This is a genomic window from Rhizobium sp. RCC_161_2 (genome assembly GCF_041355235.1).
Lineage (GTDB): Bacteria > Pseudomonadota > Alphaproteobacteria > Rhizobiales > Rhizobiaceae > Rhizobium.
The window spans coordinates 16,311-33,504 of record NZ_JBFUPL010000006.1 but is presented as its reverse complement, the minus strand read 5'-3'; the positions used below and the strand labels follow the sequence as shown (position 1 = coordinate 33,504).

The 17,194-nt window shown below is 58.0% G+C and carries 1 protein-coding gene and 1 pseudogene; both read left to right on the top strand.

What is annotated here, in order from left to right; genetic code table 11:
* The first annotated feature begins 9 nt into the window (after positions 1-9).
* Positions 10-14,058 (top strand): SDR family NAD(P)-dependent oxidoreductase, encoded by a 14,049-nt coding sequence (locus tag AB6803_RS16860; RefSeq protein ID WP_371109970.1) that lies wholly within the window; start codon positions 10-12, stop codon positions 14,056-14,058.
* Positions 14,045-17,188 (top strand): annotated as a pseudogene (locus AB6803_RS16855) (beta-ketoacyl synthase N-terminal-like domain-containing protein); the annotation flags it as partial. The gene AB6803_RS16860 and the pseudogene AB6803_RS16855, both read left to right, overlap by 14 nt.
* Positions 17,189-17,194 lie beyond the last annotated feature (6 nt).

Here is a 17,194-nt window from a genome sequence, read left to right as displayed (position 1 = left end):
GGCAATAAGATGACAACCAACTTTTCGCTCATCGACAATATTCTGAAAGACGTCTTTTCGAAAAAGATCGACCGGAATGAAGTGATCCGGCAATTCGAAGCATTGTCAGACGATGAAAAGGAGCAGTTTCTCGGCAAGGTCAGGTTGGGTTCTCTGACGAATAGCGTCGAGACACAGGCAATAGCTGGCGCCGGCGCCATCGATGGCGACAGGAATCGCGATGCATCGGCTGAGACCCTCATTTTTCAGGAATACTGGCAAGAAGTGCCATTGGATACCTCGGAAACCGAGGTGGATATTCATGCTTCCCATGCGCATCGGACGATCGTCTTCTCGGATGAGAATTGGCTGAAGGAGCAGGCAGCGGACGCAAATGCCGCACCTGTCGGCGACGTAATATACGTCGTCCGGGGCGACCGCTTTCAAAAGTTGTCCGATCGTTTGTATTGTTGCCGTGCCAATGACGAAGTGCAGCTGCAAACCTTATTCCGTCGGCTCGTCGGCGAGGCGGAGGAAGCCTCGTCTGTTGTCTATGCTTGGTCAAAAGGCAAAGCCGAGGCGGGAATCCATGAATTATTCACGTTATTCAAAGCCATAAGGCCGTTTGCCAGCCAGATATCCCAACTGACGCTGCTGGGGCACTACGATCATCAATCCCTGGATTCATGCTGGGACTACGCCTGGATCGGGTTCCAGCGCTCTTTGAAACCGCATTATCCGGCAACCGACATTTCGATTGTCTACAGTGAGAGTACCTCGATCGGTTTGAAGCAGGTGATTGCCCTGTCGAGCCGCGAGAGCGTGATGTGGCTCAGAGGTGAGCAAGCCTGCAGGCTTTCGGTTCGGGCCGTTGATGTGGCGCAAAACGTTCAAGCGGCAGCATTGAAACAACATGGCGGATACCTGATTACCGGTGGAGTGGGCGCTTTGGGCTTCACCTTTGCCCGCCATCTGGCCAGCCATTACCAGGCGAAATTGATCCTTGTCGGAAGACGACCCCTTTCCGATGCCATTCGGAAGCAGCTCAATGAGCTAAAACAGCTCGGGGCCCGCGAGGTGGTTTATGAATCAGTGGATGTCCGCGACGAACAGGGGCTGACCTCTCTGGCTCTCCGCTTGCCATTTGAATTGGCGGGCGTAATCCATGCCGCAGGCGTCGAATCCGACAAGGCGTTTTTCGAGAAATCTGCAGGTGATGTTCGTCAGGTGATGGGGCCGAAAACGATCGGTACCCTGTTGCTGGATCAGGTATTTGGCCAGCAGCCCTTGGATTTCATCTGCTATTTCTCATCGTCCGCTGCGTTGCTCGGAGATTTCGGTGGTTGCGATTATGCCATCGCGAACCGTTTCCAGATGGGCTACGGAGACTATCGCGAACAAAACGCACGCTTCCGCGGAAAGACGATTGTCATAAACTGGCCGCTATGGGACGGCGCGGAAGGGGGAATGGGCGCTCGGCACAAGGAGCGCGCCGATTTTTATCTGAAGACGAGCGGTCAGAAAGCCCTGTCCGCCCGAGATGGTATTCCCCTATGGTGTGACCTGGTACAAGCGGGTTCCACTCAGTCGTTGGTCATGATCGGCGACGCACGCCGGATCACATCCACGCTGCAACGTTTCTATGAAAGGACCCCCAACCGCCAGGTTGCGTTAAGCCTCGATATCCCGGTTGTCGCTCATCCCGAAGCCAATGCCGCAAAGACGACGGACGTGCCGGATGACGAGTTGAAAGCAATCGTCGCCACAGATCTGAAAAGGCTGATTTCAGCCGGCTACAAGATTGCCGTCGACAGACTGGAGGAAAGCGTTCACCTGGCCGAATATGGTCTGGACTCCATCAATCTGACCGAGCTTGCGCAGCAGCTGACCGCGCACTTTGCGATAGAGATCACGCCGGCTCTGTTTTTCAGCTACATCTCGATAGATCAGCTCAGCGACTATTTCGTCACCCAGCACCGGGATCATTTGCAGGCGTTCTATCGTCCGGCGCCCGCGGCCGATCGGAATCCGGATGCTGATCCGCCCTGTGCCATAACCGTTGATCCGATTGAACGCCGCTCCGTCCGTCAACGGGATGCGTCGGTCCAGGTTGGAACGCAGCAACAGGAACCTATCGCCATTATCGGGATGGCGGGTCGTTTTCCCGATGCCGACACGGTCGATGAATTATGGATGCTCCTGTCCGATGGCAGGAACGCCATTACGGACATTCCTGAAACCCGCTGGAACTGGCGCGATTACTTTATCGCTCCCGGCGACTCCGATAATAAAATCACCACCAACCGGGGCGGTTTCATCCGGGATATCGAGCGGTTCGACGCGCTGTTCTTCGATATCTCTCCCCGAGAGGCGCAGGATATGGACCCCGCCCAGCAATTGCTGCTGATGGAATCCTATCGGGCAATCGAGGACGCCGGTCTTTCGCCGCAATCGATCAGGGGATCGAGAACGGCCGTCTTCGTCGGGATGGAGGAAAGCCAGCACGAGATGCTCAATGGATGGCGTGGGATCACCACCGGCGGTGCCGCCATGATCGCTTCACGTCTTTCCTATTTTCTGGATCTTCATGGTCCGGCAATCGTCACCAATACAGCTTGCTCATCCGGGCTGGTCGCCCTGCATCAGGCCGTTATGAGCCTGCGCCAGGGCGAATGCGATACGGCGCTGGTCGCAAGCGTTGCGCTGACGCTGTCGCCCCATAGCTATATCACGATGAGCCGGGCCGGCATGCTGTCGCCGGACGGGCAGTGCCGCAGCTTTGCAGCGAATGCCGATGGCATCGGGGTTGGAGAGGCGGTTGTGGTTCTGATGCTGAAGCCGCTGGCTGCGGCGATTGCGGACGGGAATCCGGTTCATGGTGTCCTCAGAGCCAGCGGCATCAATTTTGACGGCAAGACCAACGGTGTCACCGCTCCCAACGGCAAGATGCAGGCCGAGCTGATCGAGCGGATCTACACGGACCATAAGATCGACATCAATGATCTCGGGCATATCGTCGCTCACGGGACGGGAACCAAGCTGGGAGACCCGGTCGAGGTCAATGCTCTGCATGATGCGTTCAAAAGACTGCGCGCACGGCAGCCGGGCTTGAAAACTGGGCGCAGCGATTGCGCCATCACCAGTTGCAAGGCCAATCTGGGCCACACGATGGCCGCCTCCGGCCTGGTCAGCGTGGTCAGTCTGCTGCAAAGCATCCGGCATCGTCAAATTCCGGCCAGCCTGCATTGCGAGGAGGAAAACCCTCATTTCAACCGGACAGATGCTTCCCTCCACGTCAACAGGACGAGCCGGAAATGGCAGCGCACGGCTGGCAAGCCCCGGATGGGGGCAGTCAGCGCCTTCGGTCGCAGCGGCACCAATGCCCATGTGGTGATCGAGGAATATCTGCCCGCCGAAAACATCCGGGAAGCCGGCCCCGGGCCTAACCAGCACGCCGAGGTGGCCATCGCCTTGTCGGCGCGGACAGCGGAACAGCTGCGGCAGAAGGTTCGCGACCTGCTGCACTTTACCGACCGGCTGGAAGCGGGTGGTGGTGACGAAAACAAAGTGAGGCTGACCGATGTGGCTTACACCCTGCAAACCGGCAGGGATGCCATGGCTTACCGTCTGGGCTTGATTGTCGGCTCGTTTGGTGAGTTGCAGGCAAAACTGCGTGCCTATCTCGATGATGCGAAGGATATTGGAAACCTCTTCCGGGGGGGCGCCAAACCCGATCCGCACCATGTCAGGGCTCTCGCTCGCGACAAGGAGACCCTGGCAGCCGTGAGGGAATGGCTTGCCGCCAGGAGATTGCCGGAACTGCTGGAGCTGTGGGTCAAGGGGTTCGATCTGGACTGGCAGCGTCTCTATGGGGACGATCGGCCGCGGCGCATCGGCCTGCCCGCCTATCCATTCGCGGGAGAGACGTACAGGTTGCGGAATGCCCCGGAGAGCCACGCATACGCAATCCGCGGGGCCGATCTGGACGATGCGCTCCTTGGCGGCAAAGCGATCATGCCGTCATCGTCAGGCAAATCGGCCGTGGCTTCTGGCCACCCCCCACTGGTGGTCATTGGCGGGGCGGGGCTGTTCGGTCTCTGCATGGGGGTGTTCCTGAAGAAGGCCAATATCCCCTTCAGGATCATCGAGAAGAATGAGGATGTCGGCGGTGTCTGGTTCGTCAATCGCTGGCCCGGATGCGGCTGCGATATCCCCATGCTCGCCTATGCCTATTCGTTTGAACACTTCACCGGCGACATCTGGGCCAAGCAGCCCGACATCCTGAAATATCTGCAAGGGATCGCCCGAAAATACGATCTGTACTCACATATCACGTTCAACACGAAAATCAGGGAAGCCAGCTGGCAGGAAGAGGCCGGGCAATGGCTGCTGACCTTCGAGAATGAAGAAACGATAGCGGCCAAATATTATATTCACGCGGCCAATGAAGGTCAGGGGCATGTTGGGAATATACCGGATATTCCAGGCATGGACGAATTCCAGGGTTCCCTATTGCATGCGCTCGACTGCCAAGCAGAAGACTGGGATTTCGCCGGCAAGCGGATCGCCATCATCGGCAACGGTACGACGCAAATCCAGCTGGTGGAAACATTGCAGCCCGTCGCGGAAAGGTTGGTCGTCTACGCCCGCTCGCCCAAATATATCTATCCCAGAGCGACTTATGGCAAGAAGACTCAGGAAAAGCTCGGCAGCGACTATCAATTCTGGCTGAAGCATCGAGGTGAATACCTGGCAACGGCGGATGAGTTCTACGCCATTTCCAATGATCCCGTTCAGATCAATCCTTTTCATCCCGACACGCAGATCGAGCGATATTTTTCCCGCGATATGAATGACGACTGGCGCTCGTTTTATCAGTGGTTGCGCGAGATCGACATGGTGCCGGACTACTCGCCCGGATGCAGCAGGCCCTGCATGTCGCACACCTATCACCACCAGATCCGCGCCGACAATGTCGAGCTGAAAACCGTACCCGCCGCCCGAATTACCGCCACCGGTATCGAGACGGAAAAAGATGCGGAAGCATTCGATATCATCCTGCTGGCCACCGGCTATGATCTGCACGATTTCAAACCGAGGATCACGATCCGGGGACGAAACCGCCTGGAGCTGAACGAGTACTTCGGGGACTTCCCCAAAAGCCATGCCGGCATTGCCGTCTCTCACTTCCCCAATTTCTTTCTGGCCTCAGGGCCGAACTCGGGCACCAACGCGACCTCGATCACGGCGATATATGAGCATAGCTGCGAGAACTTCGTGGAGATCATCCGTTACTGCGAAGCCAACCATGTGACGTCGATTGAGGCCAAGGAAGCGGAGACCGAAAAATTCGTGGCGTTCGTCAGGGAGCGAAATCAGGCGGGATCATTCTCGAGCGGATGTTCATCCTGGTATCAGACCAAACAGGGTGAGAATGTCGCGGTTTTCCCCGGTACGTTCGAGGAACTGAAGCAGTGGCGAACGTTCAATCCGGAGCAGTATCATTTCGAATATGCGGACAGTGGCCCGAGGCGAGATATCGCCGGATATTCGGCCCGTCAGCCGGCGCTAGAATCCCGTACTCTCACCGCTGAGTCGGTCCCGCAGTCAACATTGGAAATGCCAGAAGACAGGCGAGGCCGCCGCGAATGGCTGGATTCCCCAGCCGTCACCGAGCAGATGATGGCCGATCATGTGCAAGGGATCATCACGGAGAAATTGTCCGCCGCGCTGGAAATCGATCCGAATCTCATCGACTACGATGCATCCTTTGCGGACTACGGCATCGACTCGATCTTGGGCGCGGAGCTCGTCCAATCCGTCAATGCCATCCTTGAGGTGAAGCTCGAAACCAATCATCTGTTTGATTACGGCTCTGTCGAGAAGCTCAGTGGCCATGTGTTGTCGGTCTGGGGTGCAACGGTCAGAGCACGGTTGACAGAAACGCGGCACACGGCCGCGCAAATGAGGGCCAAGGACATACCGGCGCCGGCAGGCGAGGCGGTGGATTTGCGGCGTCCGGCCCTTAGCGCCGGCTCCAAGTCCGCGACAGATCGCACAGATGGTTTCAAACACGATCCCATTGCCATCATCGGGATGAGCGGACGTTTTGCAGATTCGGAATCGGTCGATGCATTCTGGCAAAATCTGAGAGACGGCAAGGATCTGGTCAAGGAGATCTCCCGCTGGGATAAAACCGAATGCATTAGCCCCGGCAGTGCGGAAACCACCTATTGCAGCAGGGGCAGCTTCGTGGAGTCCGTCGATCTGTTCGATCCGGCCTTCTTCCGGATTTCGCCGCTGGAAGCCATGTATATGGATCCGCAGCAGCGCATATTCCTGGAGGAGTGCTGGACGGCGCTGGAATATGCCGGTTATGCCGGTAAAGGCATGGATAAGAAACGCTGCGGTGTTTTTGCCGGTTGCAGCCGTTCGGAATATGCCCAGTTCTTTTCGGAGGAGCCGCCCGCGCAGGCTTTCTGGGGCAATGCTCCATCGATAATTCCGGCCCGGATCGCCTATTATCTCAACCTTCTGGGGCCCGCGATTTCGGTCGATACGGCTTGCTCCAGTTCGCTGGTTTCGATTCATCTCGCCTGCCAGAGCCTTTGGGCGCGGGAAACCGACATGTCCCTGGCGGGGGGCGTGTTTCTACAGCTGAAGCCCGACTATCATCAGGTCACCAATCGCGCCGGCATGCTTTCCCTTGAAGGCAAATGCCGTGCTTTTGACGCCGGAGCCAATGGCTTTGTGCCAGGAGAAGGTGTCGGCGTCGTTGTCCTGAAGCGCTTGCAGGACGCGCTGGAGGATGGCGATACCATTCATGGCGTGATCGCCGGCAGCGGAATGAATCAGGATGGCAGCACGAACGGGATTACCGCCCCGAGCGCACAATCACAGCAGCGTCTCGAACTCTCCGTCTACGAGCAGTTCCAGATCGACCCCGAGACCATCCAGCTCGTCGAAGCGCATGGGACCGGCACGCGAATGGGGGACCCGGTCGAATTCAAAGCCCTGACCGATGCGTTCCGGCACTATACCGACAAGACGCAATATTGCGCGATCGGTTCGGTCAAAGCCAATATCGGCCATGCCACTTTGGCCGCCGGTATCGCCAGCGTTCTGAAAGTGCTGATGGCTCTGAAACATCGCCAAATTCCGGCGCTTCTGCATTTTCAGGAAGCGAACCCCGCCATCGATTTCGCGTCCAGCCCGTTCTATCCCTGCACGGAGTTGTCGGATTGGCATGTGGCTGACGATCAGCGCCGTCGCGCCGCCATCAGCTCTTTCGGTATTAGCGGCACCAATGCCCATATGGTGATCGAGGAGATGCCGGAGGCGCCTCCCGCGGCCATCGAAGCGCCCGGTTATCTGGTGGTGCTTTCCGCACGCACAGCGGAGCAGCTGAAACAACAGGTGGGCAATCTGCTGGCCCTCTGCAAGCAGACCCCGGGCGTGTCGATGAACGACATGAGCCATACCCTGTTTGTCGGTCGCATGCATCTCATCCACCGCTTTGCCTGCATCGCGCGCAGCCAGGCGGAGCTGGTTCAACTGCTGGAGCAATGGCTGGCGACAGCAGGAAAGGCCGCCAGGGACAGCCGCGTTTATTCCTCGGTTCTCCCGGAAGGCAAGGTCCGCGAGCAGGGATCGCTGAAAAAATACGGAAATCAGTGCATTCAGGAATGCCGGCATACGGCTGGCGAAGTTCGCTATCTGGAACATCTCGCCACGATCGCAGAACTCTATGTCCAGGGATATGAGCTGGATTTCCAGGAGCTGTTTGCACGGGAATCGAAGCGAATTCCGTTGCCGACCTATCCTTTCGCAAGGGAGCGGCATTGGGTCGATGCGGCGGTGGAGCCTCGTCCAGTGAAAGCCGGATTGCTGACCGAGGTCCTGCATCCGCTATTGCACCGGAATACCTCCGATCTGGCGCAGCAGCGTTATAGCTCCGTCTTCAGCGGCGAGGAATTCTTTCTTAGAGATCATCAGATCAACGGGCAGAAAATCCTGCCGGCCGTGGCGTATCTGGAAATGGTTCGCGCCGCCGTCATGCAAGCCTTGCCTGATCGGCCTGAAGCCGCCGTTCTGGAATTGCTGGATATCGTTTGGTTGAAGCCCCTGACGGTCGCAGCCAGCAAACAGGTTTCGATCGATCTGTCCGTCATGCCGTCTCCGGACGGCCAGGACCTTGTAGGCTACGAAGTCTACAGCCTGGAGGGGGAGGAAAGAATTCTCCACAGCCAAGGAAAAGCCGCGCTCGGCCATCGGACGGAGTCGTCCTCACCGGATATCCGGCAACTGCAAACCGAGATGAAATCCGGACATCTCGATGCCGCCGATATCTATTCGGCCTTTACCGGAGCCGGTGTGAACTATGGGCCTGCCCATCGAGGGATCGCTTCCATCCAATTTGGAGATCGGCAATGCCTAGCCCGGCTGACTTTGCCTTCCAGCGTCGAAGGCGGCCATCAGGACTATGAGCTGCATCCAAGCCTGATGGACAGCGCGTTGCAGGCATCCATCAACCTGCTTGCGGACATTTCCGAGGTCTCGAACCAGGTCTCGCTGCCCTTCGCCCTGGAAGCTCTGCGTGTCTTGTCGCCATGCACCAGCGAGATGATGGCCTGGGTGCGGTTCGCCGAAGGAAGCAGGGCCAGGGACAAGGTTGCGAAACTGGACATAGACCTGATGGATCAGGATGGACAGCTTTGCGTGCAGATCCAGGGGCTTTTATTCAGGGCCCTCGGTGCCGGCTTGAATGCCGGCGTGGCATCCGCACGAACGGAAAGCCTGCTTACCGTGCCGGCATGGGAGCCGCGCCCGGTTCCGGCAGGCAAGGCGTCCTTGAACGATTACCATGTCATTCTGTGCGAAATGCCCGCCATCGACCCCGCTGGTCTTGAGGCGCGACTGTCCGGCAGCCGCTGCCAGCAGCTTCAGGCCACGCAGGGCCACGATATTGCGGAGCGCTACAGCCAGCATGCGCTGGCTTGCTTTGAACAGGTTCAGGGCATCCTAAAAGGCAGGCCTCGCGGCAAAGTCCTCATTCAGATCGTCGTCCCCGATCACCCCGCGCAGACGGTGTTTGCCGGCCTGTCCGGACTGCTGAAAACGGCGGCGTTGGAAAATCCGCTGATATGCGGCCAGATGATCATCATCGATCCCAAGGTTGGCACCGAACATCTGGCGGACCGGCTGCGGGAAAACCAGGCCGTGCCATCGGGAACGGTTGTCCGCTATCAGGATAGTGTACGGCATGTGCAGCGCTGGCGGGAGATGCAGTCGGCGGAGACAGACTCCCGCGTCGTCTTTCAGGATCAGGGCGTCTACCTGATCATTGGCGGGCTGGGCGGCCTGGGTATGATCTTCACGCGGGAAATTCTCAGGCAAGTTCCGAATGCCCATGTCATTTTGACCGGGCGCTCTCCGTTGACGGAGGAGCAGAGAATCCGGCTCGAGGCTCTATCTTCCCGAAGGGAAGCAATCGACTACAGGCAGCTCGATCTCTGCAATGCGGAGCAGATGACCGCTTTGATAGGGACCATCGAGGGCCAGCACAAACGTCTGAACGGCATTCTTCATTGCGCCGGAATGATTGCCGACCAGTTTATCCTGAACAAAACGGCGGAGGAATTCCGCCAGATCCTCGCACCGAAAGTGACAGGTACATGGTATCTCGATCAGGCGAGCCGGCATCTCGATCTGGATTTCATGGTGCTGTTTTCCTCTCAGGCATCCGCGATCGGCAGCATGGGCCAGGCCGATTATGCCGCAGCCAATGGGTTCATGGATCAGTTTGCCGCTTACCGGAACAAGCTCGTGGCCGATCAGGAAAGACGCGGGAAGACCCTGTCCATCAATTGGCCCGTTTGGCAGGACGGTGGGATGACGGTGGACCCGGCAATTCTCCAACGGATCCGCGAGAATACCGGCATGCATCCCATGCAGACCGATATTGGATTGCTTTCATTCTACCGGAGCCTGGGTTCGGGCAGTGCGCAGGTCGGGGTGATGGAAGGCGATCTGCCGCAGATCCGTCAGCTGCTGTTCAGTGAGGAGACGCTATCTCAGCCGGTGCCAGAGGAAGAGGAGCGGACACCCGCGGCTCCACCGGCACCGTCGATGATACCGGCACCCGACAGCCTGCTGGAAAAAACCCAGGACTTCCTGGCCAAGCAACTGTCGGCGCTATTGAAGCTGCCCGCCTCTCGCATTGATCCGCAGGCGCCGCTTGAGCAATACGGGATCGATTCAATCCTGACGGTCAATTTGACCAATCAGTTGGAGAAAACCTTCGGGGCTTTGTCGAAGACGCTATTGTTCGAATATCAGAGCATTCGCGAGTTGGCTGAGTATTTTACGACCTCACATGCAGATAAGCTTGCCGGCCTGTTTGCGCCCGCAGATCGTCAGCCGGCAGAGAAGCAGAAGGAAAGCCCCGCAGCGGCAGCTCCTATCTCCGACGCTCAAACAAGAACGGCGCCGCTGTCTGTGTCGGGCAGGCGTCCGCTGCAACACAATGCGCCTGCGATAATCACGTCGCCACCAGCCGCTGCCGACGAGCCGATTGCCATCATCGGCTTGAGCGGCCGCTATCCCCAGGCTTTCGATATCCATGATTACTGGCAGAACCTGAGCGCTGGGAAGGACTGCATTACCGAAGTGCCCAAGGAGCGCTGGGACTGGCGACAGTATTTCAGCGAAGATCGCAGCCAGATCGGATACCACTTCAGCAAATGGGGCGGATTTATCGAGGGTGTCGATGAGTTCGATCCCTTCTTCTTCAACATGTCGCCGAGGGAAGCTGAATATACCGACCCTCAGGAGCGCCTGTTCCTGCAACATGCCTGGATGGCGGTGGAAGACGCGGGTTACACTCGGGCCGGCCTGCAAGTCGCCGACGAGCAGGATCTGGCGGGGCAGGTCGGGGTCTATGTCGGCGTGATGTATGGCGAGTATCAGCTCTTCGGGGCTGAAGCCAGTTTGCGCGGAAACCGCATGGGCTTTGCGGTTAGCCTGGCCAGTATCGCCAACCGGGTTTCCTACGTCTTGAACCTTCATGGTCCGAGCATGACGCTGGATACGATGTGTTCTTCCTCCCTGACGGCAATCCATCTGGCTTGCCAGGATTTGAAGCAAAGGCGAACCAGCCTTGCAATCGCCGGCGGCGTGAATACCACCGTTCACCCCAACAAATACCTGATGCTCAGCGCCGGCCAATTTATCTCCAGCGAAGGACGGTGCCAGAGTTTCGGGGTGGGCGGTGATGGCTATATTCCCGCAGAAGGCGTGGGCGTGGTCGTGCTGAAGCGCTTGTCGGAAGCGCAAAAGGATCAGGATCATATCTACGGCGTCATCAAGGGCAGTGCTCTCAACCACGGGGGTAAAACCAACGGCTACACCGTGCCCAATCCGCAGGCGCAGACCGCCGCCATTCGCCGGGCGTTGGCGGAATCCGGCACCAATCCAAGGCACATCAGCTACATAGAGGCGCATGGTACGGGGACGAAGCTCGGAGACCCCATCGAGATCGCCGGACTGACCAAGGCATTCGGCCAACATACGAAGGATACCGGATTCTGCTTCGTTGGTTCCGCCAAATCCAACATCGGTCACGGTGAGTCAGCAGCGGGCATTGCAGGACTGACAAAAGTTCTGCTGCAAATGAAGCATCGCAAGATCGCCCCCTCGCTACACTCGGCAGTATTGAACCCGAATATCGATTTCGACCGGACGCCGTTCGTGGTCAATCAATCGCTGAGAGACTGGGAGAACCCGGTGATCGACGGCCAGTCGATACCGAGAATTGCCGGCATATCGTCTTTTGGCGCGGGCGGTTCCAACGCGCACCTCATTCTGGAGGAATATCTCGACAGCGGACGGGAGAACCGGCAGGCGGCCGCATCGCACCATACCCCGAGCGTCGTCGTTCTCTCGGCAAGGAATGAACCTCGCCTGCGGGAAATGGCTGAAAATCTCCAGGCCTTTATCGCCGAAAATCCGGGACTGGCGCTGTCTGACGTGGCCTATACGCTCCAGGTCGGCAGAGAGGCCATGGAGGAGCGTCTGGGCATTCTGGCCAACTCCACCGAGCAACTATCGGAGAAGCTCGGGGCCTGGTTGGCCGGGGAGCAGGATCTGGAAGATCTCTGGCAAGGGCAGGCGAAGAGGAACGACGAGACCATCGCACTGTTCTCCGGCGATGCCGATCTGCAGGAAACCATCGAGCGGTGGATCGCGCAGCGGAAGTATCCGAAGCTGCTTGACCTGTGGGTGAAGGGCCTCAACCCGGACTGGAACAAGCTGTATAGCGATGACAGGCCCTATCGCATCAGTTTGCCGGCTTATCCTTTTGCCCGCGACCGATACTGGACGCCCGAAGGCAACGTCAGCTCCTCCGGGAGTGGTCAACCCTCCGGACATGGCAGTCTGCTGTCAAAGCTACAGCAGTCAATGACGCTCAAACCATCGCCGATAGTCGAGCAAACGACAGTTGTGCAACCTGATGGCTTCGACGATCTGTCCTGGGATCAACTCAGCTATCGTCCGGTATGGAATGAACAGCCTGCCTCTCGGTCTGTCCGGCAGGACCGGATGCTCAAACGTATTTTGCTCGTGCATGGAGAATCCATCCTTCAGCTCGAGAAAGATATTCTGGCTGAGTGCCGGAGAAAACATCCCGACGCAAACGTAACGCAGATCCGTCTCGGTCAAACTACAGGGCGCATATCGGATACGGAATGGTCTTGTGACGTCGATGATCCTGAGGGCTTTCGTCTGTGCCTCAAGAGTGAGCCGACGCCCGATTGCATCCTCTTTGTGGCGGCCGTTCCGAAAACGCAGCCGTCCGCAGACGGCAATCTGCAGATCCAGCATTCGGCCGCTGATGAAATCCAGTTGTTGCGCCTGGTGAAAACACTGCAACAACTCAATGAGGCAGGCACGGTAACGGACTGCTTTATCCTGACGCTGGACAATCATCAGCCTGACGATACGCAAAACGACTCTGACGGGGGCGGCCTGACGGGGCTGGCCTATGCGATCGCTCAGGGAGACCGCCGCTTTCTGGTCAGAAATGTCGACCTGTCGCGCAGCGACCTTGCGGGCGACGAGACACGGAAGGCCGCATTGAAGTTGATGCTCGACGAGTTACCGTCCGACCGTGGAACGGCGGTCAAAATCAAGTCGGGTCGCCGTTATCAGCAGTCCTTCCTGAAATGGCAGTGGGACACGGAAAGCAAGTCGCCGGGGTTGAGAGACGGCGGGGTCTATCTGATTGCCGGCGGTTCGGGAACCGTCGGTCAGATCATCACCCGTCACTTGATCGAGCGGTATCGTGCCAAAGTGGTGTGGTTGGGCCGCAGTGCGGAAAATGATCCGTCCCTACAGAAGAAGCTGGCACTCTTTCAGGAGAGGGGGACCACTCCCTGGTACGTTCAGGCGGACGTGACCCAGGCGGATTCGCTGAGGCAAGCCATCGATAAAGTGAAACAGAAATACGCGGTCCTCAACGGCGCGATCTTTTCCAGTCTCGTGTTTCATCCCGAGAATTCGATTTCCGGAACGACCGAACAGGAATTCGCGGACATTCTGGATGTCAAGATTACCGGCAGTCGTCATTTCTACGCAGCGCTGGAAAACGAGCCGCTGGACTTCCTTTGCTACTTCTCATCGGTTCAGTCCTTTTCCTTCCTGTCCGCAAAGGACAGTGTTGGCTACGCAACCGGAATTACCTTTGCCGATGCTGCAGCCAGATCGCAGCGTCATCGAAGCCGCTTTCCCGTGGGGATCATCAACTGGGGATACTGGGAGGCGACCGTCAAGGGGACGCCGCTCGAGGGCCCGTTATCCGCGAGGTTCGGTCTGATCCAGGATCAGGTCGGCACGCAATTCTTCGACCGATTTGTCAGCCATTTGCAAAAGGGCGGCACGAGCCAACTGCTCTGCATGCCTGCGTCGCAGCCCCTACAGGAAATGATGGGTCTGAGGGAGAACGAGGTCAGCTATCTCTCGTCTCAAGCGAACCCATCTCTGTTTGCCCGTTTGAAGGAAGAATATTATGAGCAAGCTTAAAGCGGATATTCTCTCAAAACCGAATCCCTTCGAGGAACTGGATCAATGGATATCGAAACGCTTGTTCCTGCAGATCCGCCAACTCGGTGTCTTCACCGAGCCGACCACTTCATCCGGGTCGGTTGAAGATCTGCGCGCAAGGGCAGGGGTGCTCGACAAATATGCCCGCTGGTGGAAGGAGTGCTGCCTGGAAATCCTGGAGCAGCGTGGCTATGTGCGCCACGAGCATGGCCAGGTGCGGCTGTCCGATCACAGACCTTTCGACGGCATCGAGTCCGAGCGGGCGTTCCTGGCATCGTGGGAGACGCGCAAGGCCGCTTATCTTCAGGACCCGCAAAGCCGGGCGGTTGTCCAACTGATCGATGACTGCCTGCAACATCTGCCGGACATCCTGCGTGGCGTCATCTTGGCGACGGATGTCATTTTTCCCAATGCATCGCTGGAAAAAGTTGAAAACATATACAAGCACAACGAGCGGGCCGATTATTTCAATATGCAGGTTGCCGAAACGGCAAAAGCCTATCTTGCCTTGCTGGTGGCCCAGCGGCCTGAAGGCGGTATCCGCATCATCGAGATCGGGGCGGGTACCGGCGGGACGGCGGCGATCGTTCTTCCCCACATAGCCGCGTTTCAGTCCCATATCCGCGAATATTGCTATACCGATATTTCCAATGCTTTCCTGGTTCATGGCAAGACGCAGTATGGAACGAAGTACCCGTTCCTGACGTCCAAGCTCTGGAACGTCGAAGAGCCCCCCGCACAACAGAACATCGATCTCGGCGCGTATGACATCGTGATCGCCACCAATGTGCTGCATGCCACAAAGAATATCACGGAGACTCTTCGCAACGCCAAGGCGGTGATGAAGAAAAACGGCATCCTGCTGCTAAACGAGCTCACCGAGAAATCGATCTTCGGCACGCTGACATTTGGTCTTCTGGACGGATGGTGGCGCTACGAAGATGAGGCGTTGCGCATTCATGGTTCGCCTCTGCTTGATGTCGAAAGCTGGCAGTCTGTTTTTCGTCAGGAGGGCTTCGGGTCCGTCTTTATTCCCGAACCGGACGCCGGTCGGCTCGGACAGCAGGTACTGGTCGCCGAAAGCGACGGGGTCATTCGGCAAAGGATGATGCCGCGATCGGAGAAAGGCGCGGCAAGCGCGCGTCCGCCCATTGCCAAGGTTGAGCCTCAGCGACAGCCCGTGCCGGCGAAGGCCACCGAGAATCCCGCTTCGGCCGCGGTTTCCGGAACGGATGTCGAAGCCTATGTACTGAGCGCTCTGGCCGAAGCGCTGAAAGTGTCGGGGGACAGCATCAAGAAGGATGTGCCCTTCGCCGACTATGGCGTCGACTCGATACTGGGCGTGAATTTCGTCAACCGGCTTAAGGACGTGTTGGCGATCGAGCTCAATACAGCGATCATCTTCGACTATTCGACGGTCGATCGCCTGACGAAATACATCCTGCAAAACCACCAGAATGAGATTGCGGAGCGACTGAGGCAGACCTCGGCGGAAACGGCCGATGCAGATGACAGGGAAGCTGTCGACGATACTCAGAACGACATGGATCATGCGGCGCCCACAACGCCTCCCCAACCTTTTGTGCCGCCATCTTCGAACGGCCAGGAAGGGCGAGCGCCGGAACCGGATGCTTCGCAGGCAAGGCAGGTTCGGAATGCTCCGGTCACGCGCGATGATATTGCGATCATCGGGATAGCGGGACAATTTCCCGAGGCCGAAGATGTCGAAAGCTTCTGGCAGAATCTCATCGACGGTCATGACGGTGTCATTGAGCTGCCGGAAGAGTATCTCGATCGGCAGCGGTATTTCAGCGAGACCAGACAGCCGGGCAAGACCTATTGCCAGTGGGGCGGCGTTCTGAAGGACCGAGCCTCTTTCGATCCGCTATTTTTCTCTCTTTCGCCCCGTGAAGCGGAATCGATGAACCCGCATCAGCGCCTGATCCTGCAGGAAAGCTGGAAAGGGTTGGAAGATGCCGGATACAACCCGAAAACTCTGTCGGATCTGCAGATTGGCATTTTTGTCGGCGCCGAGCCCGTGCGATATGCGGCAAGCAATTTTACCGGCGCCTCCGAGGCCATCGTCGCCTCCCGCTTGTCATACTACCTGAACCTGAAGGGCCCGGCACTTGCCGTCAATACAGGCTGCTCATCCTCGGGCGTTGCCATTCACCTCGCTTGCGAAAGCCTGCGTAATCATGAAACGGACATGGCGCTTGCGGGTGGCGTGCATGCGGCTCTCGACCGCCTGGCGCTCGTCAGCACATCCGAGATCGAAATGCTCTCTCCCCGCGGGCGCTGCCATACGCTGGATGCGTCCGGCGACGGCACGGTCTTGTCGGAAGGCGTGGGGATGGTCGTCCTCAAACGTCTTCAGGACGCCATCGCCGACAGGGATCACATTTACGGCGTGATCAAGGGTTCCGGCATCAATCAGGATGGTGCCAGCAACGGGATCACCGCGCCGAACGGCGCCGCGCAGGAAGAGCTCATCACCCGTGTCTATCAGCGCTATCAGATCGACCCGGCGGATATCAGCTATGTGGAGCTGCATGGTACGGGAACGAGGCTCGGCGACCCGATCGAGGCAAATGCCCTGGTGCGCGCGTTCAGGAAATTCACCGCGGAACGAGATTATTGCGGACTGGGCAGCGCCAAATCCCACATCGGACATACGTCGGCGGCAGCAGGTGTCATCGGTCTGATCAAGGTGCTGCTGTCCATGAAGCATGGTCAGCTGCCGGGCCTGATGCACTTCAAGGAACTCAACCCGCTGATCGAGCTGGAGAAGACCGCCTTTCACGTCGTCAGCCAGACGAGGCCCTGGGCCGCCGAACATGGCAAGCGCCGGCTGGCCGCGCTCAATTCCTTCGGTCACAGCGGCACCAATGTGCATCTCGTGATCGAGGATTACCCGCAAGCGGAAACGTCTGCTGCATATGACGACGGCAACCAGGTTTTGATCCCACTTTCGGCGGCCAATGCCGAGCGGCTGAAAGCATATGCGCGGAAACTGCTGGCATTCGTCGGCAAGGGTGATGTCCGCCCGGCCGATTTGCAGCGGATCGCCTACACGTTCCAGACTGGGCGCGAGGCCATGAGGCACAGGGTCGTC